This window comes from Mucilaginibacter rubeus (assembly GCF_003286415.2).
GTDB lineage: Bacteria > Bacteroidota > Bacteroidia > Sphingobacteriales > Sphingobacteriaceae > Mucilaginibacter > Mucilaginibacter rubeus_A.
This window is the reverse complement of the sequence record NZ_CP043450.1, coordinates 4,382,226-4,408,225: the sequence shown is the minus strand read 5'-3', so window position 1 is coordinate 4,408,225 and position 26,000 is coordinate 4,382,226. Positions and strand designations below refer to the sequence as shown.

The 26,000-nt window shown below is 42.8% G+C and carries 23 protein-coding genes; 13 read left to right on the top strand and 10 right to left on the bottom strand.

The window, feature by feature from the left end; translation table 11 throughout:
- Positions 1 to 85: 85 nt before the first annotated feature.
- From DEO27_RS17260 to DEO27_RS17235, 6 genes are all read left to right on the top strand, one after another.
- Positions 86 to 2,542 carry a histidine kinase dimerization/phosphoacceptor domain -containing protein gene (locus DEO27_RS17260; protein ID WP_190295115.1) on the top strand — a complete coding sequence of 819 codons (2,457 nt, stop codon included), beginning with the start codon at positions 86 to 88 and terminating at the stop codon, positions 2,540 to 2,542.
- Positions 2,543 to 2,987: 445 nt separating this feature from the next.
- The gene (locus DEO27_RS17255) at positions 2,988 to 3,557 is read left to right on the top strand and encodes a Crp/Fnr family transcriptional regulator (RefSeq protein WP_112567653.1); all 570 of its coding nucleotides are present in this window, start codon (positions 2,988 to 2,990) and stop codon (positions 3,555 to 3,557) included.
- Between the two features lie 72 nt (positions 3,558 to 3,629).
- On the top strand, positions 3,630 to 4,043 hold the full coding sequence (locus tag DEO27_RS17250; protein WP_112567655.1) for a DUF4267 domain-containing protein: 414 nt from the start codon (positions 3,630 to 3,632) through the stop codon (positions 4,041 to 4,043).
- 3 nt (positions 4,044 to 4,046) lie between these two features.
- On the top strand, positions 4,047 to 4,514 hold the full coding sequence (locus DEO27_RS17245; RefSeq protein WP_112567657.1) for a DUF1772 domain-containing protein: 468 nt from the start codon (positions 4,047 to 4,049) through the stop codon (positions 4,512 to 4,514).
- A gap of 231 nt (positions 4,515 to 4,745) precedes the next feature.
- Positions 4,746 to 5,648 (top strand): VOC family protein, encoded by a 903-nt coding sequence (locus DEO27_RS17240; RefSeq protein WP_112567659.1) that lies wholly within the window; start codon positions 4,746 to 4,748, stop codon positions 5,646 to 5,648.
- A gap of 14 nt (positions 5,649 to 5,662) precedes the next feature.
- Entirely contained in the window at positions 5,663 to 6,058 is a 396-nt protein-coding gene (locus DEO27_RS17235) for a VOC family protein (RefSeq protein ID WP_112567661.1), read from the top strand.
- Between the two features lie 49 nt (positions 6,059 to 6,107).
- Here the strand turns inward: DEO27_RS17235 and DEO27_RS17230 are convergent, their stop codons facing one another.
- Positions 6,108 to 7,607, bottom strand: coding sequence for a hypothetical protein (locus DEO27_RS17230; RefSeq protein WP_112567663.1), 1,500 nt, complete (start codon positions 7,605 to 7,607; stop codon positions 6,108 to 6,110).
- Between the two features lie 133 nt (positions 7,608 to 7,740).
- Here DEO27_RS17230 and yiaA point away from each other — a divergent pair, with 133 nt between their 5' ends.
- Complete coding sequence (yiaA, locus tag DEO27_RS17225) at positions 7,741 to 8,208, top strand: inner membrane protein YiaA (protein WP_112567665.1); 468 nt, start codon at positions 7,741 to 7,743, stop codon at positions 8,206 to 8,208.
- 225 nt (positions 8,209 to 8,433) lie between these two features.
- On the opposite strand, the gene DEO27_RS17220 is transcribed toward yiaA, so the two are convergent.
- The 4 genes from DEO27_RS17220 to DEO27_RS17205 form a co-directional block, all read right to left on the bottom strand.
- Positions 8,434 to 10,017, bottom strand: coding sequence for a GMC family oxidoreductase (locus tag DEO27_RS17220; RefSeq protein WP_112567667.1), 1,584 nt, complete (start codon positions 10,015 to 10,017; stop codon positions 8,434 to 8,436).
- 144 nt (positions 10,018 to 10,161) lie between these two features.
- On the bottom strand, positions 10,162 to 10,950 hold the full coding sequence (locus tag DEO27_RS17215) for an alpha/beta fold hydrolase (RefSeq protein ID WP_112567669.1): 789 nt from the start codon (positions 10,948 to 10,950) through the stop codon (positions 10,162 to 10,164).
- A gap of 210 nt (positions 10,951 to 11,160) precedes the next feature.
- Positions 11,161 to 12,114, bottom strand: a complete 954-nt coding sequence (locus DEO27_RS17210) for an alpha/beta fold hydrolase (protein WP_112567671.1) — start codon at positions 12,112 to 12,114, stop codon at positions 11,161 to 11,163.
- Positions 12,115 to 12,267: 153 nt separating this feature from the next.
- Positions 12,268 to 12,684, bottom strand: coding sequence for an acyl-CoA thioesterase (locus DEO27_RS17205; RefSeq protein WP_112567673.1), 417 nt, complete (start codon positions 12,682 to 12,684; stop codon positions 12,268 to 12,270).
- A 221-nt stretch (positions 12,685 to 12,905) separates the two neighbouring features.
- On the opposite strand from DEO27_RS17205, the gene DEO27_RS17200 reads away from it, so the two are divergent.
- Together DEO27_RS17200 and DEO27_RS17195 are read left to right on the top strand one after the other, a co-directional pair.
- Entirely contained in the window at positions 12,906 to 13,820 is a 915-nt protein-coding gene (locus DEO27_RS17200) for an alpha/beta fold hydrolase (RefSeq protein ID WP_112567675.1), read from the top strand.
- A 153-nt stretch (positions 13,821 to 13,973) separates the two neighbouring features.
- A complete protein-coding gene (locus DEO27_RS17195) occupies positions 13,974 to 15,389 on the top strand; it encodes an aldehyde dehydrogenase family protein (RefSeq protein WP_112567677.1) in 1,416 nt (471 codons plus the stop codon).
- 120 nt (positions 15,390 to 15,509) lie between these two features.
- Here DEO27_RS17195 and DEO27_RS17190 read toward each other — a convergent pair whose 3' ends face one another.
- The 4 genes from DEO27_RS17190 to DEO27_RS17175 form a co-directional block, all read right to left on the bottom strand.
- Positions 15,510 to 16,118 (bottom strand): LytR/AlgR family response regulator transcription factor, encoded by a 609-nt coding sequence (locus tag DEO27_RS17190; RefSeq protein ID WP_112567679.1) that lies wholly within the window; start codon positions 16,116 to 16,118, stop codon positions 15,510 to 15,512.
- Between the two features lie 695 nt (positions 16,119 to 16,813).
- Entirely contained in the window at positions 16,814 to 18,085 is a 1,272-nt protein-coding gene (locus DEO27_RS17185; protein WP_112567683.1) for an epoxide hydrolase family protein, read from the bottom strand.
- Positions 18,086 to 18,219: 134 nt separating this feature from the next.
- The gene (locus tag DEO27_RS17180) at positions 18,220 to 18,633 is read right to left on the bottom strand and encodes a hypothetical protein (RefSeq protein WP_112567685.1); all 414 of its coding nucleotides are present in this window, start codon (positions 18,631 to 18,633) and stop codon (positions 18,220 to 18,222) included.
- 6 nt (positions 18,634 to 18,639) lie between these two features.
- Positions 18,640 to 18,939 carry a hypothetical protein gene (locus tag DEO27_RS17175; RefSeq protein ID WP_112567687.1) on the bottom strand — a complete coding sequence of 100 codons (300 nt, stop codon included), beginning with the start codon at positions 18,937 to 18,939 and terminating at the stop codon, positions 18,640 to 18,642.
- Positions 18,940 to 19,177: 238 nt separating this feature from the next.
- On the opposite strand from DEO27_RS17175, the gene DEO27_RS17170 reads away from it, so the two are divergent.
- Positions 19,178 to 20,425, top strand: a complete 1,248-nt coding sequence (locus tag DEO27_RS17170) for an MFS transporter (protein ID WP_112567689.1) — start codon at positions 19,178 to 19,180, stop codon at positions 20,423 to 20,425.
- Positions 20,426 to 20,539: 114 nt separating this feature from the next.
- A complete protein-coding gene (locus DEO27_RS17165; protein WP_112567691.1) occupies positions 20,540 to 20,971 on the top strand; it encodes a Rid family detoxifying hydrolase in 432 nt (143 codons plus the stop codon).
- 23 nt (positions 20,972 to 20,994) lie between these two features.
- On the opposite strand, the gene DEO27_RS17160 is transcribed toward DEO27_RS17165, so the two are convergent.
- Positions 20,995 to 21,453 carry a hypothetical protein gene (locus tag DEO27_RS17160; protein ID WP_112567693.1) on the bottom strand — a complete coding sequence of 153 codons (459 nt, stop codon included), beginning with the start codon at positions 21,451 to 21,453 and terminating at the stop codon, positions 20,995 to 20,997.
- A gap of 437 nt (positions 21,454 to 21,890) precedes the next feature.
- Between DEO27_RS17160 and DEO27_RS17155 the strand changes: the two genes are divergently transcribed.
- Positions 21,891 to 22,679 (top strand): alpha/beta hydrolase, encoded by a 789-nt coding sequence (locus DEO27_RS17155; protein WP_112567694.1) that lies wholly within the window; start codon positions 21,891 to 21,893, stop codon positions 22,677 to 22,679.
- A gap of 208 nt (positions 22,680 to 22,887) precedes the next feature.
- Positions 22,888 to 25,971 carry a sensor histidine kinase gene (locus DEO27_RS17150; RefSeq protein ID WP_112567695.1) on the top strand — a complete coding sequence of 1,028 codons (3,084 nt, stop codon included), beginning with the start codon at positions 22,888 to 22,890 and terminating at the stop codon, positions 25,969 to 25,971.
- Positions 25,972 to 26,000: the final 29 nt, after the last annotated feature.

Sequence of the window (26,000 nt, the reverse complement as noted above, 5' to 3'; positions counted from 1 at the left end):
GCTCTTTTCCCTTACATGTTTTGGACAGGCTACCAGAGGGGGATTACCCGTTAAAAAAGAAACTGAAAAAGATCCTTCGCCTTTGTTGGAAAAGATCGCTCAGATGCCTGCTGATACCAATAAGGTCAACTTATTGCTCAAGGTTTCCCATATTTACTGGTTTGCCCGTACTTTGACCAATGAGGCCGTTGACAGTGTTGCATATTATGCGGGGCAGGCTTTGCAACTAAGCTATGTCTTGGGTTTCACAGAAGGTGTCAATGAAGCAAAGTTTCTGCAATGCAAAGTTGTTTTGGAGAGGAGCCAATTTAAAGATGCGCTGGAGATAGCCGGAAGCACCTATGGTGAAGAAAAAGTACGTCTGTTACTGCTGATCGGAGAGCGCGGCGTTTTCAACTTCCCGGCAGACAGCAAGGAATACAAACAGGCTTTGCCGCTGATCGGACAGGCTGCTGCGATCGCTGAGAAAGCAGGCTCAGACAAATGGTTGAATGAATGTTCTGTCCTGACCGCCAAATATTGTTTTAACCGGGGGGATGTTGCCGGTGGCCGGAGAGCTTTTATGGATATTATTCAACGTTTTCATCGATACAGAGATCCCGGAAGCGAGGCGCACGCCTGGTCACAGCTGGGTACCTGGATGCCCGAGAACAACAGCACCTATAGCGATATTATTCATAGCCATGAAATGGCGGTTAAATATTATCGCCAGGCAAATAATCTAAAAGAGGCTGGTTATAGCTTACGAGATCTGGTCATTGTACGGGGAAATCACGAGCAAATAGCGCAAGCTGAAAAAGACATGTTGGAAATGTTGAGGCTTTTTTCGTTGATCCATGAGACGCTTTCCATGACGACCTATTATATTGTGAGCGATTTTTACCGGTTTAACGGTCGCTATGATAAGGCGCTCTCCTGGGGATTTGCCGGACTCAAGGCGGCCGGGGATGATCCCGATAAACAGATCAAACCTTATGTTGCTCTCGGAAATACATACGCTGCGTTAAAAAGATATGATAAAGCTATTCAGTTTTATCAGATAGTGCTCGAATATGAGGCCAACAGGTCGAATCCCGATAAATATATGGACGGGTATAAGATAGCCAATTTTATGGCTGCCGGAGGAGAACCTAAAAAGGCGCTTAGGTTTCTCAATGAGTTCTTAAATAAGTATCCCACTAATTCCCTGAATAACAAAGAACTCTTTGCCTCTACCTATGGTTATATTTATGACCTGCTCGGAAACCAGAAACTGGCGGAACAGAACTATTTGGAAATGCTCCGGCTTGATAAAGCTGCTGATCAGGAAAACGGAACAAATATGAATGACCGTTTAACTTTGACCGGCGGCGGCGCGTTATTTATCATAGGTAGGTATTATACACAGCATGCCCGGTACAAAGAGGGAAAGAAATATCTGGACGCTTCATTAAAGGATCCACAATATTTTGACAGGGACCAGGAATTGGAAACCCATAGCTTACTTTTTAAAGCGGATTCCGCCCTGGGGAACTATATTCCGGCTATCAGGCACTTTGCGCGGCATAAAATATTAAATGATTCCATTAACGGTTTAGCCGCCACGCAGAAAATATCCGAATTGAATATTAAATATGAGGCGGATAAAAAATCTAAGGATATTAAGTTGTTGGAGAATAAACAGAAACTCCAGGAAGTGGTGATACAGCGTTCAAATACGATTCGGAATGTAATGATAGCGGGCGTACTTGTTCTTTTGCTTGTGGCGACATTGGCCATACTCGCCTTTAGAAGCAAACAAAAAATCAACAAGAAACTGGAGTTTCAACAGGAAGCTATCAATTCGCAAAATATAATTCTGCAAAGCTTATTATATGAAAAGGACGGGTTGCTGGCGGATAAAGATGGACTTTTAAAAGAGAAAGACTGGTTATTGAGAGAAGTACACCACAGGGTTAAGAATAATCTTCAGATCATTATGAGCCTTCTAAGAGCTCAAGCAGGTTTTTTGAATAATACAGATGCTAAGGAAGCCATTGCTGAAAGTGAGAACAGAGTAAATGCTATAGCACTCATTCATCAGAAACTTTATAATAATGCACAGATCGCGAGTATAAACATGCCCGCATATGTTTCAGACCTGGTCAACAATCTTTCCAGTGGACTTGGGGCAGAAAATATCAAGTTTATCCAAGCTGTCGATCCGCTGAATGTTGACCTTTCGCAAGCCGTTCCGATCGGGCTGATCTTAAATGAAGCTATTACCAACGCTGTCAAGTATGCTTTTGATAATGAGCCGGGGAAGATCATGATATCGTTCAAAAAGGGTGATCATGACCGGGTAAACCTCGTTGTTAAAGATAATGGGAGGGGGTTACCGGAAGATTTCGATGCTATTATGAACAAATCTCTTGGTATGCAGATGATGAATGGCCTTTCAAGGCAATTGAGAGGGGTATTTGAGATATCCGGTAGAGAAGGGGTTATGGTATCTGTGCAGTTTAAACTTTCATCTACTTTAAATAATGGGAGCGCGATCAAACCGGTTTTTCAGAACAGTTGATACTGTTAGTTCTGATTAATGATCATATAGCTCAATAAAAAGATGGATTGTAAAGAGGATATTCTGTAGCCGTTGATTAATGAGTTCCGGAAAATGGCTCATCGTATTCTATTACACCTTGATCATGCTATCAACCCAAGCAAGATATTTAAATTTGATTTCATTAACACTACTCAATGGTTAAAATGACAATTGACTTTCGCAGTATAATAAGAATGGTACAAATATGGTACAAAAAATTTTGACCGTATTGAAATTGTTCGTAAATTGCTCACTGTAAACATGATACGACGCATTTTTTAATATAGCCTAAAGATTTCTAATCTGTAGGTCTTTGGTTCGAATCCAAATGGGATCACCTAAGGAAATTTGTATAATGGCAAATTTCCTTTTTTTATGCCCGTAAAAATCTCATAGGCAAATAGTTATTTCTAAAAATCTTCTTATGGAAAAGCTCATCGATAGGCTCAGGCAAATCATTCACCTTTCGGATGATGAGGCGTATCTGATCAAACAGATCTTCAGTGAAAGGAGCATCAAAAAGGGGGATTTTTTTTTACGGGAGGGACAGGTATGCCGTTCGGTAGCCCTTATGGAGAAAGGCCTTGTCAGATATTATATGAACGAGGACGGCAACGAGGGCACTTACTATTTTGGCAGGGAGGGAGATTTTGTTTGCGATTACGAGAGCTTTCTTCCGCAGGTACCATCTAATAAGAATATCCAGGCATTGGAGGATACTTTATTTTACGTTGTTAGTTATGACGGCCTGCAGCAAATTTATCGTGAAGTGGGGGAAGGCGAGCGCCTGGGCAGGCTCGGTATCGAACAGGTTTTCGTCAGCGTACTGCAGCAGTTATCATCTTTTTATAAAGACTCGCCTGAAATACGTTATCAGCGTTTCCTCAAAACATTTGCCGACATTAACCAGCGTGTACCACAGTATTACATCGCTTCTTACGTGGGCATCAAACCCCAATCTTTATCCCGGATACGGAAAAGAGCGGCCCTGTAGCATTTATTAACCTGGGTGAATGCATAAAAAATTGGATGGGGCGAAATTTGCTTAAACGAATCAATAAAGCAAATGAAAACTCAAACTATCAACTCCTGGGGCCCTCGCTCGGCCTCTTACTGGCTTACTGCTGCAGTAGTTGCAGGTATTATTTTCCTCGGCGCGCGGTTTATACTCGCGCCTGAAGTGGGTGCCGAAGGATTTGGCATCCCATTAGTACATACCAGGGAAGCTTTGGCTTATGGGTGGATCAAGGGCATCCGGGACATCTTTTCTGGCATCGTAGTGCTCATTTTTCTTCTTATACGTAACCCCAGAGCTACTGCTTTTACATTCTGCGCGGCGATCATTATCCCCGTATCTGATTGTCTCACTGTTCTGGCAGTAAATGGGCCCCAAGACCTAACTCATTTACTGATCCACGGTATTACTGCAATGTATATGGCGGTTACAGCCATCTTTTTATTCAAAGCAAAATCTAACTAAGCCATGAACACTTCCGTATTACATATTTTAAACGGGTTAGCGATAGTCACTACCGCCGTAGTCTTCGGAACCGATGTGTTTTTTGCCCTGGTTGGCAAAAAGGCCGCTGCTAAAAGTAAAGATGCATCCGTAGCCGATGTAATGGGCCATTTTCATGAAGTGGCAGATGCCAGGATGCCCTTAGTCGGCGTTACAGCAATCCTGAGCACCTTATTGCAAGTAATGATTGCCGGTTTACACACTTTTCACGGGCAATTAGCCTCGATATCATTAGCTGCCCTGCTAACGCATCTTGCTATATACTTTACCATTGCCAGGCCGGTTAATAATATTATGGTTGATGCTGTGAAATTCGGCAGGATAGTGGATAATATCAGAGAATTACAGCAACGCTGGGACAGGGTGATCGGCTTGCGGGCAGCACTACTTTTTATAGCCATCGCCGGTCTTGTTGTGGTTAATTATTACTGAAGCGTTTTTTGTAATTTTTACTCGGAACTATCCTTCATGAAGTGGTTAAACATTTCTTTTTATTAAAGTTCTGTTGACAATTTACGCTTTTAATTGCACAAACGCCTCTTAGATTTTCTAAGGGCGTTTTTTAGAAAAAGAGTCGCAAATCACCCTTAAATTTGGCGCTAATGCCCCCGAAGCCTGAAACCTACCGTGCTTAACTTTGTTTATCATCAAAAACAATTGCCTATGTTACCCATTAAACCTCACCTTTGGTTTGACAACCAGGCCAAAGAAGCCGCCGAATTTTACACTACCTTAATGCCGGATTCGGCTATTAGCTTTGGTAGCCAGTTGCATAACACGCCATCCGGCGATTGCGATATCGTAGAATTTACCATAGCGGGGCAACCTTTTATGGCTATTAGTGCCGGGCCGTTATTTAAGTTTAACCCTTCAATTTCGTTTATGATCAATTTTGATCCTTCGCGCAACCCGGAAGCGGCCCGACGTATTGACGAGATATGGAGCAAACTGGCAGATGGAGGAACAGTAATGATGCCACTTGATCGTTACCCATTCAGCGAGCGCTATGGCTGGGTGGCTGATAAATACGGTGTGTCATGGCAACTGATCCTGACAAACCCTGCAGGGGAACCAAGGCCGGTTATTATACCGTCCATGATGTTCACCGGCGCGGTAGCGGGCAAAGCCGAAGAGGCTATCGATTTTTATTGTTCGGTATTTAAGGAAAGTAAAAGGGGAACTACCGCTCCTCGGCCCGAAGATATGGGGCCGGATAAAGCAGGTACATTACTCTTTGCCGATTTTTATATAAACCAAACCTGGCTGGCCGCTATGGATAGTGCTCATAATCATGGTTTCGGATTTAATGAAGCTGTTTCGCTGCTGATAGAATGTGAAACCCAGGAAGAGATAGACTATTACTGGTTGGCACTTTCGGCCGATCCTAAAGCCGGGCAGTGTGGCTGGCTGAAGGATAAATACGGCGTATCATGGCAAATATCATCAACCTTTATGTCTGAAGTGCTTAAAAGCGGTAGCCCTCAGCAGATCGACCGGGTAACACAAGCATTTCTCCCTATGAAGAAATTTGACATAGCAGCTTTGCAAAAAGCTTATCAAGGCTAATAAACATCAACAATATGAAAACAAAGAAAATCTGGGCTAATTTCAGCGTAAAAGACGCAGAGCGCACTAATCAATTTTATACACAACTGGGTTTTACCCCTAACGGAACTAACAAATACCCTAAGTTGGCCAGCTTTCTTTTTGGCGATGATAATTTCGTGATCCACTTTTTTGAAGAGGGTTCACAAATAGATGAATATTTAACGTCTGGTTCAATAAGGGGTGGCGAAATTATTTTTACCCTTGCTGCCGATACTGAGGCTGAAGTAAATGAATGGGCAGAACGGGTGAAAAACGCCGGGGGCACTATATTAAAGGATGTTGAACGTGATGAAGCCAATTATTACGGATTTGCATTTGCTGATCCCGATGGCCATAAATTTAATGTGTTATTAATGGATAATATGTGAGGTGCATTTATCCAAACTTAAGGAAAAACGTAAGGCATGTCTGTCAGTATTATTGCGTATGGTTGCTGTTTTGCATGAGGGGGAGCACCACTTTATGAGCTGTTTTTTTCTCCCAGCGCGCTACCAGCCAGGCTATAAAACTTAAAGTAAATATGTCATTATTTTCGGCCTTGCTTAGCATGTTTAAGACAGTTTTTTGGTATGCCAGATCAAAAGCTATGTCGGGTTTTAGCAGGTATTTCTCTACCAGGCTAAGAAACAATAGCACACGTTCCTCCGAAGTTTTCAGCAGATACTTCTTATATCGCCGCCGGAAGCTGCTTATCCGGGACATGGCCAGCTCGATGTTGGAAAACTGTGCTTGTATCAAAATTTCCATCAGGTTTTTTCGAATGGTCCATAACATCCCCATCTTTTTTTCATACCAGGCATCAGTGCGTGTCAGTAAAGTCAAATGTTTTAAGCTTTCACGGTTATTACAGAGGGCTAAAAACATGGTCAGGCATATTCTTAAATCCTCTATTTCTTCTGGTTTAGATGTATGTTTGGTATTGGATATCGATTTCTTCAACAACTCAATGGCCTCGTCGGCAAAATTTGTAAAGAACAGGTTAAGTGCTGAGAGTAGCTGATGGCGTAAATAAAACAAGGTGTAGTACCGGCTATCCGTCAACATGAGATCCATCATTTCTTTAAGATAGGATGCACTCCTTACAAAATCCTTGCGCCTTAAATGAAAGTTGGCCAAAAAATATAAGATGGACATATGGTAAAAAAGATAAGATTGTTTATACACATGGCTCTGTATAAATTGATTCGTCCGGTTTACGTAACGCTCTATCAATCCATAATTCTGCTGTATTGCGGCATATTCATTGGCTATGAAAAGAATCTGGTAAATGGATTTATAGGTCATCAGGTCCTGCGCAGAAATTTTGTATTTCCGGATGGTAGTTATCATCAGGTCCGTCAAATTAACGATTTTCCCTTTCAGGTGTATCTCCTGCAGTTCCTGCCTCAAAAAGGCATAAGCCATATTGAGCTTAGCCTCACGTTGCATATCCGCCTGGTTTCGTAAAAGGCGCGCGGTCAACGCTTCAAGGTTTTCTGCTCCCGGCAGATGCGCATACTGGAGTTTTAACAGTAAAAGCTCATTCAATAAGTTAAACTGCTCCAGATGTTCAGCCAGTCGTTCGGCCTTATCCAAACATTTGAACGCTATTTTGATTACATCATTTTCTAATAAAAAGCGTCCCACTACCACCAGGCGTAGCGCGTCGTAGGTGTCGGAATGACTGCTTTCAAAAGTTTTCTGCGATAGGAATAGCAGCAAATTATCCTGTAGACGTTTACGTAGAGCATAATACGCATCGTTATTTTTCTCCGATTCGTAGAGATTATTTAAACCATCTATATCGTCAGTTTCTATTAAATCAAGTAGCTGTAGATTTTTTACATCTGTTCGTTTGTTTTTTCGCTGTAAAAATTGTTTAAAAAGCTTTTTATCAGTGCTATTGAATAGGCGTGTTAACTCAGAAAGCGAGTCCATATTAGCTATTTTGTTTCAGTTAAAGATAAGATAATGATAAATTATATCGTCAGTAATTTTGATATTATGACTTTTTTACCTCTGCTTTCCGCCCGACATTTGGTTCCATATTAATCAATAAAACAAAACAAACATGGAACCGCTACAAAACAAAACAGAAGAAACTTCAACCAATGTAAAATATGGTGATAAGGTTAGAAATCCATTTAAACCAACCGCCGCGTTTATTGGCGCCTCCTGGTTTGCTCTATTAACCGGAATGGTAGGCTATTGCATAGGCCTTTGGAATGCAACTATGGCGTTAAATGAAAAGGGCTATTACTTCACCATATTATTATTTGGCTTATTCGCAGTAATCTCGGTACAAAAAAGTGTTAGGGATAGGTCTGAAGGGCTTGCCGTAACAGATCTTTACTATGGCCTGAGTTGGTTTGCCACCATCGCGGCAATAATCCTATTGACTATTGGTCTGTGGAATGCAGATCTGGCCCGAAGCGAAAAAGGTTTTTATGCAATGGCATTTTGCTTAAGCTTGTTTTCGGCCATTGCCGTACAAAAAAATACCCGCGACGCAAAGATGTTTGAGGATAAAGAGTTGTAACGTAGCGGTTGCCGCCCCGCAGTGCCTTGCCTGGCAAGCCTGTGGGGCTTTTAATTTACCGCCCCGCCCCAATATCGTGAACCCAATCTGGATTCTTTATTGGCATTTTAAATTGTACTTTTTATTTAATATATAAAGACTCATGCGTATGTTTTCGACAGTCTTTTATGATACAAGCCAAGGCCCGCCACGATTTATTTTAGCGGGCCTTTAAATAATTAAGGCTTATAACCCGTTAATAATAGCTTGCGATACAACTTCTCCAATCATCATGGTAGCCGCATTGGTATTAGCGGATGTTATAGTCGGCATAACCGAGGCATCGGCAACTCGCAGCCCGGTAATACCATGCACTTTTAGCTGGCTGTCAACAACAGCATCTGATCCTACGCCCATTTTACAAGTGCCTACCGGATGGAAATAGGAGGTAAGGGCATCCCGGATAAAACCTTCGATGGCTTTTTTACCGATAACGTTTTTAGGCGCGATCCATCTTTTGGTGATGTTTTTGAAAGCTGGCTGCGAAATAAGATCCATCCCAATTTCTACGCCTGCAACCAGGGCCTGCAGGTCTTCAGGCTCGGAAATAAAGTTTGGCTGAATTTCAAGAGGGCCATCATGACGGGCTGTTTTCATTTTAAGATACCCTTTACTTTTCGGCCGTACCAAGCCTGGTACCAGGCAAAAAACATTTTCGGGTACATCGTATTGTTGTGCAATCTCGTGAGTTAAGTAAGGCACCTGTAATGGTAAATACATTAAGTCCGGGACTTGTAATTCCGGTTTGCTTTTCCATAGCGCGGTACTTCCTGCCAGGTTATTATTGCGGATACCGAGTGGAATATTTGCTTCAAAGCACAAACCTGCAACCAGGGGATGATCCTGCAGGTTTTTACCTACTCCCGGCAAATTAATTACACTTTTTATACCGAGCTTTTTAAGTTCTTCGCTGTCACCTATCCCCGAAAGCATCAGGATCCTGGGCGTGTCTATAGCACCTGCAGATAGTATAACCTCCTTATCGGCAAATACAGTATGCATCTCGCCATTTAATTCAAAGTCGAGGCCCTGGCAATGTGTATCATGAAACTTAAGCTTTAAAACTTTGGCGTGCGTTAGGATAGTCAGGTTATCATGATCCATCACCGGTTTCAGGTATTCGGTTGGGCTCGACCGCTTGCCATCGCGAACATTCAGAACCATTTTTCCTACACCTTCGGGGGCTGGTCCGTTGGTATCCTCAAGTACCGGCATTCCATAAGTTCGGCCGGCCTCAATTAAAGCAGCGGGCACAAAATGAAGGTTTCTGGCATTTTCAATAGCAATTGGGCCGCCTGCTCCGTGGAAGTCGGTCGCTCCTCCTTCCCAGTCTTCAATTTTTTTGAAGAAAGGTAACACCGAATTGTAATCCCAATCGGTATTTCCTGCGGCTGCCCATCCATCATAATCGGCTTGGTTTCCCCGCGTCCAGGTAATGGCATTAATACTTCCGGATCCACCAAGCACCTTGCCTCGCGGAACAGGTATAACTCTGTTATTGATAAACGCTGTTGGCTCATAAGCATAAAAATAATCATGAGGGGCGCCAATATTGTGCACCCATTGCATCGGCTCTGCAATGCTTTCTATTCCGGCGTCTGAGCCACCTGCTTCCAGCAATAGTACAGAAACGCCTGCGGTATCCGCTAAACGGCGCGCGATAACGCAGCCTGCAGAGCCGGCACCCACAATAATGAAATCGTATTTGTTTTTTATTGGGGGCAAAGCCCCTTTGGCGCTCTCACTGTACCTTGATTTTTCGTTTGTCATAGGAATGAATTTTAATAATGCTCAAAATTAAATCTGCCAGATCGCACTATCTATACCGCAAAGCGGTGGAATATATCCTCTGTTTTGGGGAGGCTATCAACATGTAATTCCGTTGTTAATCAACCAGCGCAAGCCACCTGTCTCTTATCGAAAACCGTCCGAGGCGAAAGCCCCGATAAGCGTGGCAAGTGCAGCAGGTTGATCCAGTTCAATACAATGACCAGCCTTCGGAATCTTAAAAATCTCATTCCTCCATTTTGGGAGACCTGATTGTTCAAGATAATCAGTTTGAATAAGGCGTTCCTGCGAGCCAAAGGCCATGGCGGTTGGTAGGTTAGCCGCAATAAGATTGGCAATTTTATCTGTAGCGTTGTTGGGCAGTCTAAGCGAATTGCCAAGCGCTGCTCTAAACTGGGGATCTGTTTTTTTGAATACCATTTTGTAATGATCCTTTATAGGTTGATTGTCTTTGAAGATAAAGTGGTCAATCAAAAAGTCTATTTCTTCATCAGCAGGAGTTGCTTTGAAAGCAGCCGCAATTGAAACGCCGGGCCGGATCATATCTTTTACCATTATATTCCGGGATGTAAGCATCGCCCCGCATAAAAAGATTCCCTTACAGTTAAGCGGAAAAGCTTTTATCTCGCCAATGATGCTTGTGCCAAGTGATGTTCCTACCAGGATAAATTCTTTTTCATGTATCTGGGCTAAAAATGTATTGAGGTGCTGTGCGAGCCCTTTTATTGTATAATCTGCATCCGGGTTATTACTTCTGAATGATAAACCAAGCCCGGGCAGATCGACAGAGATGAGCGTATACTTTTGAAGTGCATTTTGGATAACTACGCTGTCCCAGGTATGCAACGATTGTGAATTGCCATGGACGAAAATGATAGCACTTTGGCTATGGCCGGTTTTTCTATAATTAAGCATATGGTGATTGTGTTTGCTATTGCCAAATAAATTGTGGTTGTAATAGCTTTTTTAGAGAGGGGCTCCATTAGTGGGATATAAATACCGGCGCCAGGCACAAAAAGATTTATCTTTTTGTAACCTGGCCGCGGTTTGTGAACCTTTCTTGAACATGACCTTTTTGACAGGAACCACAGGTGCCGCTATACCGGTATTTTAATTCAATTCAACTTATTTGGCGAGGAAGTTTATAGCTTCCTGCACAAACTCATCATGATATTGGAATACTGCCGCGTGCCCGGCATCAGGATAAGTAATTAAGTCGGCGTTTGGGATGTTTTTATAGAGGTTTACCGCATTAATTACTGGAACAGGAATATCTTGCTGTCCCTGGGCTATTAACACCGGTTGCTTTATTGTTTTTAGTTCGTTAAACGCGTTTGGATAAGGTTGCGCCCATCCCAACACTGCTGTTAACTGGGCCCCGCCACTTTGTTCGTTTACAGGCAGGTCCCGGTCGGTAGTACGTTTTTGTGTTCTGGCATAGGATTCTTTTCCTGCCTCTATGCTTTTTGCAGAGCTTGTGAAAGCAAAACGTAACAGGCTTTCTTCCGGAGTTAAGCCGGCAGCGGCAGCTAACAAATTAGGCAGGTTTGAAAGCCCTTCACTTCCTTTAGGGCCTGTTCCTGTAAGGATAATTTTATTGATCAGTTCGGGATGCGTCAGCACCAATTGCTGGCTGATAAAACTTCCCATCGAAAAGCCCATAATATTAACCTTGGTATAGCCCAATGCCTTAATGAAATTAGCGGCATCGCTGGCCATTGCAGCAATATTATCCGGTGTAGTTCCTTTAGATGAGCCTACGCCCTGGTTATCAAAGATGATCACTTTATACTTTTGAGCCAGACCGTTTGTGATTGCAGGATCCCAATCATCCATTGAACCACCCAATGCCGATAACATAACCAGGGGGATGCCGTCGCTATCTCCCAAAATCCGGTAAGCATAGCTGTTGCCGGCTACATCAATAAATTTAGTAGCAGCGGTTTGATGATAATCAACAATCGCGGTTGATGTTCCTTTACCCGGTCCGTTGTCTTTCTTGCAGGATGCAAAGCCGAGAGCCAGGATGGATAAAATGATCAATTGTTTTGTGTACCCGAATAGCGTTCTGTTTTTCATAGATAGATTATTTTATGCCTTAATTGACGCTGCAAAAGTATTTTTTGAGGCAGCCTTGCCTAATCACGACTTGCCGAACTATACAAATTGGATGCTGAAACAGCCAACTTTGGCAGCCGAATGGGACCGTGACAGGGGCGGGATCATAAAAATTTACTGCTCAAGTACCGGGGCATCCGTTATTTTTTCAAGCACCGATGCGGGCAGATAAGGCCTTCCGCCGGTTGCCGGGACGCAGGTGCCCGTGAAAACGGCCTGCGTCATTAATTTGTTATTGCAAACGATAGTTTGTTTAAAATGTAGCTTTGGCAAGCCCTCTTTATCTTTATATAGGGTACAGGTAACCTTGAACTCGTCGCCACGCTTCAGGGACCTGATAAAACTGATGGTATAACCTGAAAGTACCATATAGATGCCGTTTTTAGCCTCCGTTTCAAAATCGAAACCCAGTATTTCCCTGATATAATCATGCCTGCAGTATTCCATGTAAAAGGGATAGTAAAGGCCATCCATGATTTCCTGAACATCTATATGTTCGTCTTTGGCAACGTAAGTTTTTGAATATTCCATGATTTTTTAATTTCTGACGGGAGCAAAAGTATCCGTCGCTCCTGTTTGGGGAAATCACCAAAATGAGGGATATCAACTCACCGCCAATTCCGGCAACGTCCCCGAATTAGGTGATAGCCGATTTGTTCTGAAGCGCTGAATTTTGCATTCACCATAACTAAAGTTCTGGAATAGTCCGATTTGCCGGACAAACAGAACTTTTCAGATACCTTGAAAATAATATGACAACTAAAATCACCATTCCAAATCGCCTTGCGGAGGGCGAACACTTCGCGGAAGTAAACGACATTATCATACATTATTATGTGGCCGGAAATGGCCCCGTATTACTGCTTCCATCACCGGGTTGGGGGCCATCGGTAAATTATATTATGCCTTTGCCGCTTTTTGAGCAATATTTTACCATGGTGTATTTTGATACGAGGCACAGCGGAAGATCGACCGGGCCGGAAGACAGTACACAATATGCACTCGATAACTTTATAGCCGATATAGACGCGCTCAGAATTTATCTCGGGCAATCCAAAGTTTATATCGCAGGCCATTCGGGGGGCGGCCACCAGGTACTTGAGTATGGGATTCAGCACAGCGAAAATCTGTCAGGGATTATTGCCATCGACGCGATTGCAGCTACGGATGAATTGCGCGCCGAAGAAATGATGAAACGGATCATGAAGAAAAAGACAGAGCCCTTTTACCTTGAAAACCCGGAGTATTATGAAAAGGCTACCGCGTTTATGATGGGAATGGGAACAGATAAAACGCCGCGTACATTGGAAGAGATCATCGGCACCATGGGCGGATTTTATTTTCATGACCCAAGCCTCGCCGCGAAGACCTTTCAAAATCTCGACCTGAATGATACCGTTTTCGCATACACCAATTCAAACGGCTTCCAGGGAAAGAATTTGCTTGGTGATTTGCACCGCATCACTGTGCCTGTATTGATAATTGTTGGCGATGATGATTTCATTTGCGATCCTGTATCGCAGGCCGCCAGGATCCGTGCAAATATTTCCGGTTCAAAATTGGCTGTTATCAGCAATTGCGGCCACATGCCGTGGATTGAACAGCCAGCCGAATTTTACGAACAGTGCGAAATTTGGTTTAGCGAACAGCAATTGAAGAAATCATGAAGTGGCATTTGCAAATCAGCGCCATGCTGGGTCAGGCCATCATGCTTAATGTCTGGTTCAGCAGGTATTTTGCCTGTTCTGAAGTGAAAACATTATACTTTCCGGCGCAGAGATACCACCTTCGTTTCATAATTCTATCTTAAATATTTAATTATGAAAACGATAAAAAGTGTTTATGTGAACGGAGCGTTCATTGAACCCCACGGTACCGAAATTGTAAGTGTTATTTCTCCGCTTAACAAAAAAGAAATAGCCCAAATTGTTTATGCAGATGAACAGGATACTTTGGCTGCAATTGAGGCTGCAAAGGCCGCGTTGCCAGGATATAGCAAAAGCACAATAAACGAACGTATTGAATATCTGACAAAAATTAGCATCGAGATTGAAAAGCGGATAGATGATCTTATCAATGCGACAACTTTGGAATATGGAGCTCCCGGTGAAAGAGCAAAGTGGGCTAATCTGATTGCTGCTACAACTTTTTCAAACCAGGCTGCAATGCTTCAGCAGTATTCATTTTCAAAGCAGGTGAATGAATCAATAGTTATTATGGAACCGGTTGGGGTGGCAGCATTGTTTACCCCCTGGAATGCTGTAGCCGGTTCAATTGCTATTAAAGTTGCGGCGGCGTTGGCGGCCGGTTGTACCATAATCCTTAAACCGAGTGAATTTGGATCATGGCAGGCCGAGATTATTATGGAATGTATTGCTGCTGCAGGTTTGCCGAATGGTGTTGTTAATATGGTTAACGGGAACGGTGCAGTTATTACCAAGCCAATAATGGAAAGCAGTGAGGTTACTAAAATTTCGTTTACCGGTTCTACTTTAGTTGGCAAAATCCTGGCAAAGCAGGCGGTAGATACCATGAAAAGGGTAACACTGGAGCTTGGTGGAAAATCGGCCAATATTTTATTGGAAGATGTGGATCTTGCCAAAGCTATCCCTATGGCACTACAAGCCGGATTTATGAATAATGGTCAGGCCTGCATTGCCGGAACAAGGTTGCTGGTGCCGGAATCAAGACTCAATGAAGTTAGGGATTTACTGATTCGCGAATCGGCGAAATTTATTGTTGGTGATCCTTCTTCGGCAGATGTCAAAATAGGACCGCTTGCAAGTCAAAAACAATATGATCGTATCCAGCAATATATTCAAACCGGAATAAGTGAAGGAGGAGAGCTACTTACAGGCGGTTTAGGTCATCCCGAAGGTTTGGATCAGGGCTATTATGTAAAGCCAACAATCTTTATTAACGTCAATAATGAGATGACCATTGCCAGGGAAGAGATCTTTGGCCCTGTACTGTCTGTAATTGCTTATAGTAATGAAGAAGAAGCGATACAAATTGCCAATAATTCTGAATATGGTTTGATGGCCTACGTTAGTTCTGCTGATGAAAAGCGGGCGGCAAATGTTGCTTCTCAGCTTAAGGCAGGCAGGGTACTTATCAATACACTAAAACATGATCCCATGGCCCCGTTCGGTGGTTATAAAAACTCAGGAATCGGCCGGGAAAATGGTGTCATCGGCCTGGAGGAATTTCTGGAAGCTAAAACACTGATCAAATAAATTTCTGGCAAGTATTAGATATTTAAGGAGCACCCGAGGCTAAAGTAAACAGCTGGAATAAATGAAAGGTCATTCTTCAATACAGAGGAATGACCTTTTAGGTAGGTAGATGCAGGTGTTTTAGCGGTTCTCCATCCAGGACAGAAAGAACGGCGATTTTTCTTTATTAATAAGCAGTTTTTCAGGTGTTTCAATAACCAACCTGATATGCAGTTTACGCATGAAATAAAGTTCCGCTTCTTTAATTGCCTTGAAATTAATAAGATACTGACGGTTGACGCGAAAAAACTGATCGGGGGAAACCGAACCAGTGATCTGATCCAGTGACTGGCTGAGCACATATTCATGCTTATCAAAACACACCATCGATACAGAGTTATTTCTGATGTAAAAGAAAGCGATATTATCTGTTGCAACAGTGGTGTATTTGGGGTTTTTGAATACTAAAAAACTTTGTTTCCAACGCTTTGCTTTCTGTTGATAAACAACATCATCCGGGTCCACCCGATCTGAATGATGTTCATGAGGTTTTATAGCGTACACGATATGGTTTTCGTGCAGATTGTTGTTTTGTTTGAGCGTAATCTTATTGTGATTTAATTCATTATGATAAATTGTGTCATTGCCTCCAATGTAAAGGAGGCAGTCTTTAATTAAAATAAAGTCCGAATCAAATCCTTTTTTCTGGAAGTCGGTAACCGTGTTTGTTTTAGCGTTGTAGTTTTCCATTGCACAAATTCATTTTAGTTTATTAAACCGATAGCTTTCCCGGCGAGCCCTCATCAGGTACTTCGCCATAAACATTTTAATAGATAACAGGAACCACTTATCAGCCGATTTAATTCCTGTTTGTTTGTAATCTTTATTTTGATCGAGCAGTGAGTGTATAACGATAATTGAACAGCAGCCTGTGATCAAATGGGTGGAAATAAAGATTGCTTCCATTTATTTTATATTTTAAAATTCTGATACAAAGTTTTAGCGCGCCAAGGTAAAGCCGGATAAAACCATAAAAAGCCCTATCGAAGTGGCTGGTTTCTCCGGATCGGGTAATCGGTATTTCGCTATAAGGCGCTGTACCGCGCTTTTGTAAAGCGATGCCCGGGCTAATATTCCATTGTTTTGTTTTCATTGCAGATGCGGGTTTTGTGGTGTAAACGATAACCCATAAATGCAAATGATATACCAATAGTATTAAGTTGTTGATTGTTAGGATTTTGATTTGTTTTTGCGTTGGCGGAAAATCGAGGCTATTTCATGAAATCATGAGATTTCATGATGGGGGTTATGATGCAAAAAGGCAATCCCGGGTAGCAGGATTGCCTTTTTATGAAGTATCAGATCTTAGGTGTGCTTTGAATGCCTTGTATTAGCTATTCCATAGCATTTTAGTTGTATCGGTTCACTAAGAAACCTATGACTTTTTAACGGACCGATTTAAATGCCGCCCTGATCTCTTCTGCTAATATTTGTGGTTGCTCCCAGGCTGCAAAATGGCCGCCATTGTTCACTTCATTAAAGTAGATCAGGTTGTGGTAGCAGCGTTCGGCCCAGGTTTTAGGTGCCTGATATATTTCGCCAGGGAAAACGGTAATGGCAACCGGTGTTGAAATTTCACGTGCGTTGAAATTATTGGAGTGATCTTCCCAATAAATCTGAGCAGCGGAAGTAGCGCTGTTGGTTAGCCAGTATAGTGATATATCGTCAAGTATCTCGTCGCGGGTAAGTACTTTTTCAGGTTCACCTCCGCTGTATGTCCACTGAACTATTTTGTCATACATCCAGGCAGCCTGGCCAACTGGCGAATCCGCAAGCGCATATCCCACAGTTTGCGGACGGGTTACCATCATGGCAGAGTAGCCGCAATTGTTTTTATAGAAATTGTTCAATGATTCATAGGCGGCTTTTTCTTTGTCGGATAATCCGGCTGGAGCATCGTCTCCATTAGTCAGGTGCGCAGCGATATCTGGAGGTACCGTAGCAGGCATATTGATGTGAATGGCTAAAAGGCCCGGTACATGTTGCAATGCCATACGTTGCGAGATCACGGAACCGCAATCACCTCCTTGTGATACAAATTGTTTGTAACCCAGTCGGTTCATTAATTCGCCCCAGGCGCGTGCAATATGGTCAGAATCCCAGCCGGTATCAGCAGGTTGCCCCGAAAAGCCAAAGCCTGGTAAAGACGGGATCACAACGTCAAAAGCATCTTCGGCTTTACCTCCGTGTGCTGTTGGATTAGTAAGCGGATCAATCACTTTCAGTAGTTCAAATATCGAACCAGGCCAGCCATGCGTCATGATCAGCGGCAGGGCTTTAGGGTGTTTGGAACGCACGTGAATGAACTGGATGTCAAGACCGTCGATATTGGTCACAAACATAGGCAGCGCATTTAATTTGGCTTCGCCTTTGCGCCAGTCATAGTCAGATACCCAGTAGTTCACCAGGTTTTGAAGTTGTTGTTTACGCAGGCCTTGCGATTCGTTATTTACAGTTTCGCGACCAGGCCAGCGCGTGGCAAGCAATCTTTTTTTAAGGTCGGCGAGTTGTTCATCAGTAACATGAACATGAAAAGGGCGAATGCTTTTATCATTCTTATTTACGGCAGATTGGGTTTGGGCTTTACTTTGCAAAGTAAACAGCCCCATAGCAGCGCAAAAAAACGCGGACAGCAAGGTGGTTTTTAGGTTTCTCATAGTAATTTATTTAATTAACTATGCGAAAGTATCCCTTAACGATACCTGTAACCACCGATACATAGCTTAACCAGACAAATTGGACGCTGACTTAGACATCTCAGTCCCTATCTTTAAGGCTTGTTGCCGTGGTACTACCGACTTGCCGATTCTTTTTTCAAATCAGCAACTTGTTGCTTTAATTCGGCAATTTGGGCTTGCTGTTCCTGCATGGCCGCAATCAATACCGGCACAAGTTGCGCATAGTCTATCGTTTCAAAATTGAGTGCTTTTTGTGTGCTTTTGCCTTGTGCATACCAGTTGCTTCCGGTGCGTATAACATCCGGCATCAAAGACTTTGTGCTGGATAAATCAAGGCCAAACTTATAATATGGGGCTGATCCCTGAGAAGTTGTTTCAATGAACAGCGGATTTAGCTTATCGATAATAGCTGACGCGTTTTTTAATGGTGATGAAGCGCCTGAATTGTTAAGAGCATTATTGCTTTGCGCATTTACTGATTTGAAAATACCAATCAGTATTAAAGTGGAAAATAGTATCCGGTACATTGTTATTTATTTGATCTTAGTTTCTATCCAATAGTTTCTGTTGTAGTCTGCATTTTGTCCGGTTTCCTTTTTGGGTATAATCCGGTAAAGGGTTTCCTCCAGCACACAGGTGTTATCCCACTTCTCAAAGCTTACTACAACATGGAGGCCTTGCGCTGAAGCTAACGCAGAAGCGATAAATGCCTTGACCTGTTCGCCGAGGTCATCGGCCGAAAAAAGTTTAATGGTTTCAGTATCCTTATCGTCAGCGGGTATGGTCCTTATGTTGATATTGAAACCATTGCCATCGCTTTGGTTAATTTGCATGTCATCGTAATTTTAGAATGCAAAAGTATTAGTCAACAAAAAGCCCGTACATCCCCTAATCCGGGTAGGAGAGCCTAAAAGCGGTTAGATTGCCTATGTGCTTGCGACAGGTGGTTAAGCGTCTTATCTCCCCATTTTTGGTAATACCCGCCAGCATGTTATTCCCCGACTTTTGTGCCTCTGAAAATTTTAAAGGTTTTTAAAACCGGCAGGATTTACGCTTAAAAAATTAATACATATGAAAAATAGTCAAGGGAACATCTCCTTAAAGAGTGCGCTTCCACTTGCCGCTATTATAGTGGCATCATTAGGTTACTTTGTAGATATTTATGACCTGCTTTTGTTCAGCATTGTAAGGATACCGAGTTTAAAATCATTAGGTTTTACCGGCGCCGGGGCGGTTGCGCCGGGTATTTTCTTATTAAACGTACAAATGGCAGGTTTAATGATAGGGGGGATATGCTGGGGAATATGGGGAGATAAGCGCGGGCGATTAACCGTACTCTTCGGATCGATCCTGATATATTCACTTGCCAACATCGCCAATGCATTTGTGGATACAGTTAGTTTATACGCTGTATTCCGGTTCATTGCCGGATTCGGGCTTGCGGGCGAGCTTGGCGCAGGTATTACGCTGGTTGTTGAACTGATGCCGGCACAAAAACGTGGTTATGCCACCACCATTATTGCCGGGGTAGGGATCAGCGGTGCTATTGCGGCCCATTTTGTTGCGGTTTATTTTGATTGGCGTACCGCGTTTATCATAGGCGGTGTGCTGGGCATATTGCTTTTGCTGCTTAGGATAAGTGTGTCGGAATCCGGTATGTTCAGCGAGTCGAAAAAGCCGGGAATCAGGCGGGGCGATTTTTTTGCTTTGTTTACAAGCCGTGATCGGTTTGTAAAATACCTTAAATGTATTTTGATTGGCTTGCCACTGTGGTTTGGTGTAGGAATCCTGATCACCTTATCGCCCGAGTTTAGTAAAGAACTAAACGTAAAAGGCATAGTAAGCGCCGGAACAGCTGTAGCGGTAACCTATGGCGGTACTGTAATTGGCGATATCTGCAGTGGTTTGCTCAGTCAGTACCTGAAGAGCCGTGTAAAAGTGGTTGCTATATTTTTGACACTTACAATGGCCGCCATTTCGGTTTACTTGTTTCTCCAGAATCTCAGTTTGTTTCAATTTTATGTTGTGTGCGCGTTCTTTGGGTTCGCTGCCGGTTATTGGGTGCTTTTTTTAACCATTGCCGCAGAGCAATTTGGCACCAATATCCGGGCTACAGTAGCCACCACCGTGCCTAATTTTGTGAGGGGAGCGGTTGTTCCTCTGCTGCTTTTCTTTCAATATTGCAGGGGGCTTTTTAATGGTTCACTGGTATCTGCCGGAATAGTTATAGGCGCGCTTACATTGATCCTTGCATTTTGGGCCCTGTTCGGGATAAAAGAAAGCTTCGGAACCAACCTGGATTACACCGAAGATATATAACCTGTTTTCAATGATTTGATAAGGCAAGCATCCCCCAAAGTGGGGATGTTTTCTTTTTGTACGAAAAATGAATTTTGCCGGTTACAATTCAGTTAGAATTTAAATTACGATAACATGATACGATCAGGTTTAATACTATTATTCTTTTTGGCGACTTTCTCCATCAACGCGAGTGCTCAATCTGTTAACACGGTTAGACCTTACAGCGTTTACAAGGTAAGCAACGGGATTGTCTACACATCCGGTCAGGTAGGGATATCCGCAACAACCGGTAAGCTGGTTACCACAGGCTTTGAAGCCGAGGTAAATGAGGTTATGCAAAACATCTCAAGACTATTGAAAGAGTCAGGATCTGATTTTTCTTCGGTAATTAATGTGGTTATCTATCTGAAAGATATTAACCGCTATGCCGAATTTAACAAGGTTTACACCAAATATTTCAACACCCCATACCCGGCCCGGACCTGCATTGCCGTGGCTGATCTGCCATTGGGTGCGAGTGTTGAAATTGCGGTAACCGCAGAGCAAAAAAAGCACAGTAATTAAGCGCCGACAATCTGGGTTTGAAATCAGATTCCGGCTACCATATTCTCTAAGCGATAATTGTGGTTTTCGGAGAAATGATTGCTTGCGAAAGTCGCTTTAGCTGATTGACCTGCAAGGCTATTTAAAGGGAAAATAACTTTGAGCCTTTCGGTTAGTTCTCTATTATCCTGGGTTTTGATGAATGCGTGATTTGGCATAGCATAAAGGTTGATACGGATATCTTCATTGCTATAAGGGTTACTAAACGACGAAGATTGTTGCTGATTAGTGAATTTATAATACGGAAGTGTTGTATAAGCAGTTGCTAATTTTGCGGTTTCGGCCTGGCCAACACGCGGCATGGTGATCTTCAGCATCGAAGTTACGTTGACACTAAATGTAACCGCCTGTTCTGTGGTGTTTAATGTTTGAGGTTGCGCGATTTGAGCATTTGTATTTATTGCAAATAATGAAACTACTGCGGCTAAGATTAATTTTTTCATGACTGTTTTGTTTAAGGTATGTTCTGGCGTTTAGCGCCTGTTTTGTTTAAATAACTTGGTCAAAAGTATTGTTGCAGCCTGTTATACTCAATCTTTAACATGGTTAAACAGACAAACCAAACCCTGGAATGGCCAATGCGTGCGCCGAACAGACAGGGAACGTGGCTGATATTATAATAAGTGAAAATTGAGGACTGCTGGTTGAATATATATCAGATTTGAACTGTTATTCCAGGTAATAGTGGCGGGCCGAAATGAGTGCGTACGCTTATATAAAGTAAACGGGTAGGCGCTTCCGTGATAAGACCGGTCTCCGGAATCATCCAATATTTAAAATGTCTAATTCAATGACGAGTTTGTCGGGTTGACGGAGATAGATTGATTACAGGCTGTGGCGGATCATAATTTTGAGTGAAAATTAAGAAAAACACAACAAAATGAAGACTCAAACTAATTTCGCCAAATTAACTTTAGCCGCTGCAGCAGCGCTTTTATTTGCATTTAGCCCTAAAAACAGCGTAGCACAAACCACAGCCCCTGTAAAAAATATTGTTATAGTACACGGAGCCTTTGCAGATGCATCTGGTTGGGAGGGCGTATACAAGATCTTGAAAAAAGATGGTTATAACGTAACACTTGTTCAAAATCCGCTTACCTCCTTAAACGACGATGTTGCTGCTACTAACCGCGCCCTGGAAAAACAAGATGGCCCGGCTGTATTAGTAGGCCATTCATGGGGTGGTTCGGTAATTACCGAAGCCGGTGTATCTCCAAAAGTAGCAAGCCTGGTATATGTTGCGGCTTTTGCTCCTGAGGTTGGTCAATCAACTTTAGACGCTTACCAATCTGGCCCGGCGCTTCCAAAAAATGGTATCCTGCCTGCCGATAAAAATGGTTATGCCTATTTTGACAAGGCACTTTTCCATGAATGTTTTTCTGCCGATCTAAGCGAGGCAAAAGCAGCGTTTATGTTTGATTCTCAGCAACCAATTGTGGGTTCAAGCTTTGTTGCGCCTTTAACACAGGCCGCCTGGAAAAGCAAACCAACTTACGCAGTTGTAGCTACTGAAGATAAAGCCATCAATCCTGAATTGGAGCGTGCTATGTACAAACGTGCCGGTGCCGTAGTAACCGAGGTTAAGGGAAGTCACGTTATATTTATGTCGCAACCAGCGGCTGTAGCACGTGTAATTGAAGCAGCCGCCAAAGATCAGGGTAAAAAATAATCTCTTTTTGCTTTGTAATAGAAAACCGGGGCGGCTGTTTTGCAGGCCGTCCCGTGTTTTAAATAAATATTCCCCAGACAGCCCCTGATAAGTTTTGTCATTTTTACCGGCTGTAATCTCCCCACTATTGGTTATGAAACTTTCATTATATCAACTGCAATTTTGCTTTTTCAATTCCTGTAGAACCCACTAATAAATCATATTCGCCGTGAAGCCGTTTGTTCTTTTTATCGCTGAGATTTTTCTCTGGTTATTACTGACCGGCTTTTCTATTTCATGCCCGGCTTCAACTCCTTTTTTCAGGAATATCGGAACAGAATACGGCCTGTCGCATCCTAAGGTTAATTGTATTCTGCAGGACAAACGCGGCTTTTTATGGTTCGGAACGGAAGACGGGCTGAACCGTTATGATGGCCACTTTTTTACCGTATATAAAAACCAGCCCAATGATACTACTTGCGTATCAGGCAACATCATTACCGATCTTCTTGAAGACAAAGCAGGCAACCTCTGGATTGCTACTGCCGACGGAGGTATAACACGGTATGACTACCATTTGGAGGCATCAAAACAATTTAAGCAATACAAGTTTAATGCGCACAAGCCGGGCGGAATCCCCGAAAATCATATCAATAAAATCGCGGAGGATAATGACGGTAATTTGTGGCTTGCCACAAGTAACAGCTTTGTGGTACGGCTAAATAAAAAAAGCGAAAGATTTGATGTGCCCGTTAAATCAGGCGGCAGAGATATCCTCTCGCTGGCTATGGCCGGGGCCGATACTTTGTGGGCAGGTCGGGAAGATGGCGGTTTGCTGAAAATCAATACGCATACCCTGGGTTTCCGTATTGATAAGCACTACATTGGCACCGACGGTAAATTGCCCCGCAGTTCAATAGCATCGATCTTCAAAGACCGCAGCAACAGGATGTGGTACGGCGACAGGGATAAAAAACTATATACTTATCAGTTACACACTGGAATTGAGCAGGTATTTCTTCCGGGTGGGGCCGAAAAGAAAATCCCCCGCGACGTCATCGCTTCCTTCGCCATAGACAAACAGGGTAAGATCTGGATGGGCACACAGGGTAGCGGCGTAACCACATTTGATCCCGCCGAAATGCAATTTATCACCTACCGGCACACCGATCAGGAGGGTTCGCTTGTTGACGACCATATCAACGTGGTGTTTACCGACCGGAGCGGAATTATATGGATAGGTACGGATAATGGGATCAGTATTTACGACCCGGTTTATTCGCCGTTCAATCAGTATAATTTGCCAAAACCAGCAAAGAAAGATATCTATATCTTCGATTTTTACCGTAACCCTAAAGATAATGCCCTTTGGATAGCAACAAGTGAAGGCATTTATATCAAGCACAGTAAAAGCGATAATTACGAGCATCGGATTGTAGCCTACAAGGGAAATGCCTTGTCGGTAACCAAATTTTATGTAGATAATGATGGTACTTTCTATTTAGGTACCGATTATTCCTTATTCCGGTACAATCCTGTTTTAAATCGGGCGACGCTATTGCCAAATACCAATGATGACATGTTGATGAAAAGGCTGATGGGGTCGAGGATAGTATCTATTGTACGCGATACCATCGGCAATCATCCGGCATTGGTTGTATCGCCCTATGGCCATTATCTGACATATTATGATTTCGTGGACAAGAAATGGATTTCGGGGATAGCGCAGGAGGGAATAAAAAGATTAAATGTTAAGGACAACGTAGTAAAGAAATTTTACAAGGATAAAAATGGTACCCTGTGGCTGGCTACGGATAAATATGGTTTGGGCGCTTTGCAGCAGGGGGCTACTATCTTCAGCTATTTTACAAACGATATATACGATCATGAATCCATAAGCAGTAATGATGTTTATGACATTGAGGGGGATAGAAAAGGAAACCTGTGGATAAGCACCTATGGCGGCGGCCTTAACTATTTTAATAAAAATGAGCTGCGTTTTTCTCATATTCCCGGATCAAGCAACCTGACCGAAGGTATATGCTCAGATGCCCGCGGAAATTTATGGATGATATGTAATGGTCATATGCATGAGTATAACCCGGAAACCCGTGTGTACAGTTGCTATGATCTGCCGGATTTAAAATCGAACGGCGGTGTTAAAGGTTATATGTACCGTGATTGCCGCGGAAACCTTTATGCAGCCGGCAGAAACTTTTATATAGAATTTAACCCCGTAGGTATAGGAAAGATTGAAAATGAGCCGGACGTATATTTTACCGATTTTAAGATATTCAATACCTCATACAGCCATTTGCTTGAAAACAAAACCATCAGGTTAAATCATAACCAAAACTATTTTTCTCTTGAGTTTTCGGCCCCGGAATACAGCAGCAATCACATGCATTACGATTATATACTCGAAGGTGTAGACAAAGATTGGGTAGATGCTGATAAGCGAAACTACGCCAGCTATTCAAACCTGGCCGGCGGGCGTTATCGTTTCAAAGTCAGGGCATCTAACTGGAAAGGGAGCGTTGTTAACAAATTTGCATCAATAGTTATTGTTATAAACCCTCCGTTTTGGCGTACCTGGTGGTTTTATACATTGATCGTTTTAATTATCGGGCCGCTTTGCTATTTATTTTATCGTTACCGTATTAATGAGTTCTTGAAGCGTCAATCCATCCGGAATGGGATAGCGCAGGACCTGCATGACCAGATCGGTTCAACCTTAAGCAGCATTTCCATTTATAGTAAAGTCGCGCGCATCTATCAGCAGCAGCAAAAGAAAGAAAAGCTTAGCGAGGTTCTGCAAACAATAGGAGAAACCGCCGATGATACCATTTCGGAGATGTCAGATATTGTTTGGTCAATCAATCCCAAAAATGATCATATGAGCAGTATCATACAAAAGATCCGGTCTTATGCGCAACCATTATGTGTAGCCAAAAATATCGCATTCTCCCTGGCCTGCGATCAGCGGTTGTTGAAACTGACGTTGGAAATGGAAACAAGAAAGAACTTTTTCCTGATCCTCAAAGAAACTTTAAATAATGCCATCAAGCACTCACATTGCAAAAAAATAGCAGTGGATATACAGCTAAAGGGGAGTAAAATTAATTTAAAGGTATGCGATGATGGCGTAGGTTTTAATTACGAAGATAAACTGACACAAGCAGCTTCTGCTGCTGAAGGAGGAAATGGATTACGCAATATAAAATGCCGTGTCACTGAACTTAACGGAGCACTGGTTGTGAAAAGCTCGCCCGGGCGGGGTACAACCATAAATTTCACCTTCGGTAATTTGTGACTATGGTATTCAGCAGATTTTGAACCGAT

What these genes read in the sequence shown, in the direction of transcription:
- DEO27_RS17255 (WP_112567653.1), top strand. Translation starts at nt 2,988, where the DNA reads ATGGAAAAGCTCATCGATAGGCTCAGGCAAATCATTCACCTTTCGGAT.
- DEO27_RS17250 (WP_112567655.1), top strand. Translation starts at nt 3,630, where the DNA reads ATGAAAACTCAAACTATCAACTCCTGGGGCCCTCGCTCGGCCTCTTAC.
- DEO27_RS17245 (WP_112567657.1), top strand. Translation starts at nt 4,047, where the DNA reads ATGAACACTTCCGTATTACATATTTTAAACGGGTTAGCGATAGTCACT.
- DEO27_RS17240 (WP_112567659.1), top strand. Translation starts at nt 4,746, where the DNA reads ATGTTACCCATTAAACCTCACCTTTGGTTTGACAACCAGGCCAAAGAA.
- DEO27_RS17235 (WP_112567661.1), top strand. Translation starts at nt 5,663, where the DNA reads ATGAAAACAAAGAAAATCTGGGCTAATTTCAGCGTAAAAGACGCAGAG.
- DEO27_RS17230 (WP_112567663.1), bottom strand. Translation starts at nt 7,607, where the DNA reads ATGGACTCGCTTTCTGAGTTAACACGCCTATTCAATAGCACTGATAAA.
- yiaA (WP_112567665.1), top strand. Translation starts at nt 7,741, where the DNA reads ATGGAACCGCTACAAAACAAAACAGAAGAAACTTCAACCAATGTAAAA.
- DEO27_RS17220 (WP_112567667.1), bottom strand. Translation starts at nt 10,017, where the DNA reads ATGACAAACGAAAAATCAAGGTACAGTGAGAGCGCCAAAGGGGCTTTG.
- DEO27_RS17215 (WP_112567669.1), bottom strand. Translation starts at nt 10,950, where the DNA reads ATGCTTAATTATAGAAAAACCGGCCATAGCCAAAGTGCTATCATTTTC.
- DEO27_RS17210 (WP_112567671.1), bottom strand. Translation starts at nt 12,114, where the DNA reads ATGAAAAACAGAACGCTATTCGGGTACACAAAACAATTGATCATTTTA.
- DEO27_RS17205 (WP_112567673.1), bottom strand. Translation starts at nt 12,684, where the DNA reads ATGGAATATTCAAAAACTTACGTTGCCAAAGACGAACATATAGATGTT.
- DEO27_RS17200 (WP_112567675.1), top strand. Translation starts at nt 12,906, where the DNA reads ATGACAACTAAAATCACCATTCCAAATCGCCTTGCGGAGGGCGAACAC.
- DEO27_RS17195 (WP_112567677.1), top strand. Translation starts at nt 13,974, where the DNA reads ATGAAAACGATAAAAAGTGTTTATGTGAACGGAGCGTTCATTGAACCC.
- DEO27_RS17190 (WP_112567679.1), bottom strand. Translation starts at nt 16,118, where the DNA reads ATGGAAAACTACAACGCTAAAACAAACACGGTTACCGACTTCCAGAAA.
- DEO27_RS17185 (WP_112567683.1), bottom strand. Translation starts at nt 18,085, where the DNA reads ATGAGAAACCTAAAAACCACCTTGCTGTCCGCGTTTTTTTGCGCTGCT.
- DEO27_RS17180 (WP_112567685.1), bottom strand. Translation starts at nt 18,633, where the DNA reads ATGTACCGGATACTATTTTCCACTTTAATACTGATTGGTATTTTCAAA.
- DEO27_RS17175 (WP_112567687.1), bottom strand. Translation starts at nt 18,939, where the DNA reads ATGCAAATTAACCAAAGCGATGGCAATGGTTTCAATATCAACATAAGG.
- DEO27_RS17170 (WP_112567689.1), top strand. Translation starts at nt 19,178, where the DNA reads ATGAAAAATAGTCAAGGGAACATCTCCTTAAAGAGTGCGCTTCCACTT.
- DEO27_RS17165 (WP_112567691.1), top strand. Translation starts at nt 20,540, where the DNA reads ATGATACGATCAGGTTTAATACTATTATTCTTTTTGGCGACTTTCTCC.
- DEO27_RS17160 (WP_112567693.1), bottom strand. Translation starts at nt 21,453, where the DNA reads ATGAAAAAATTAATCTTAGCCGCAGTAGTTTCATTATTTGCAATAAAT.
- DEO27_RS17155 (WP_112567694.1), top strand. Translation starts at nt 21,891, where the DNA reads ATGAAGACTCAAACTAATTTCGCCAAATTAACTTTAGCCGCTGCAGCA.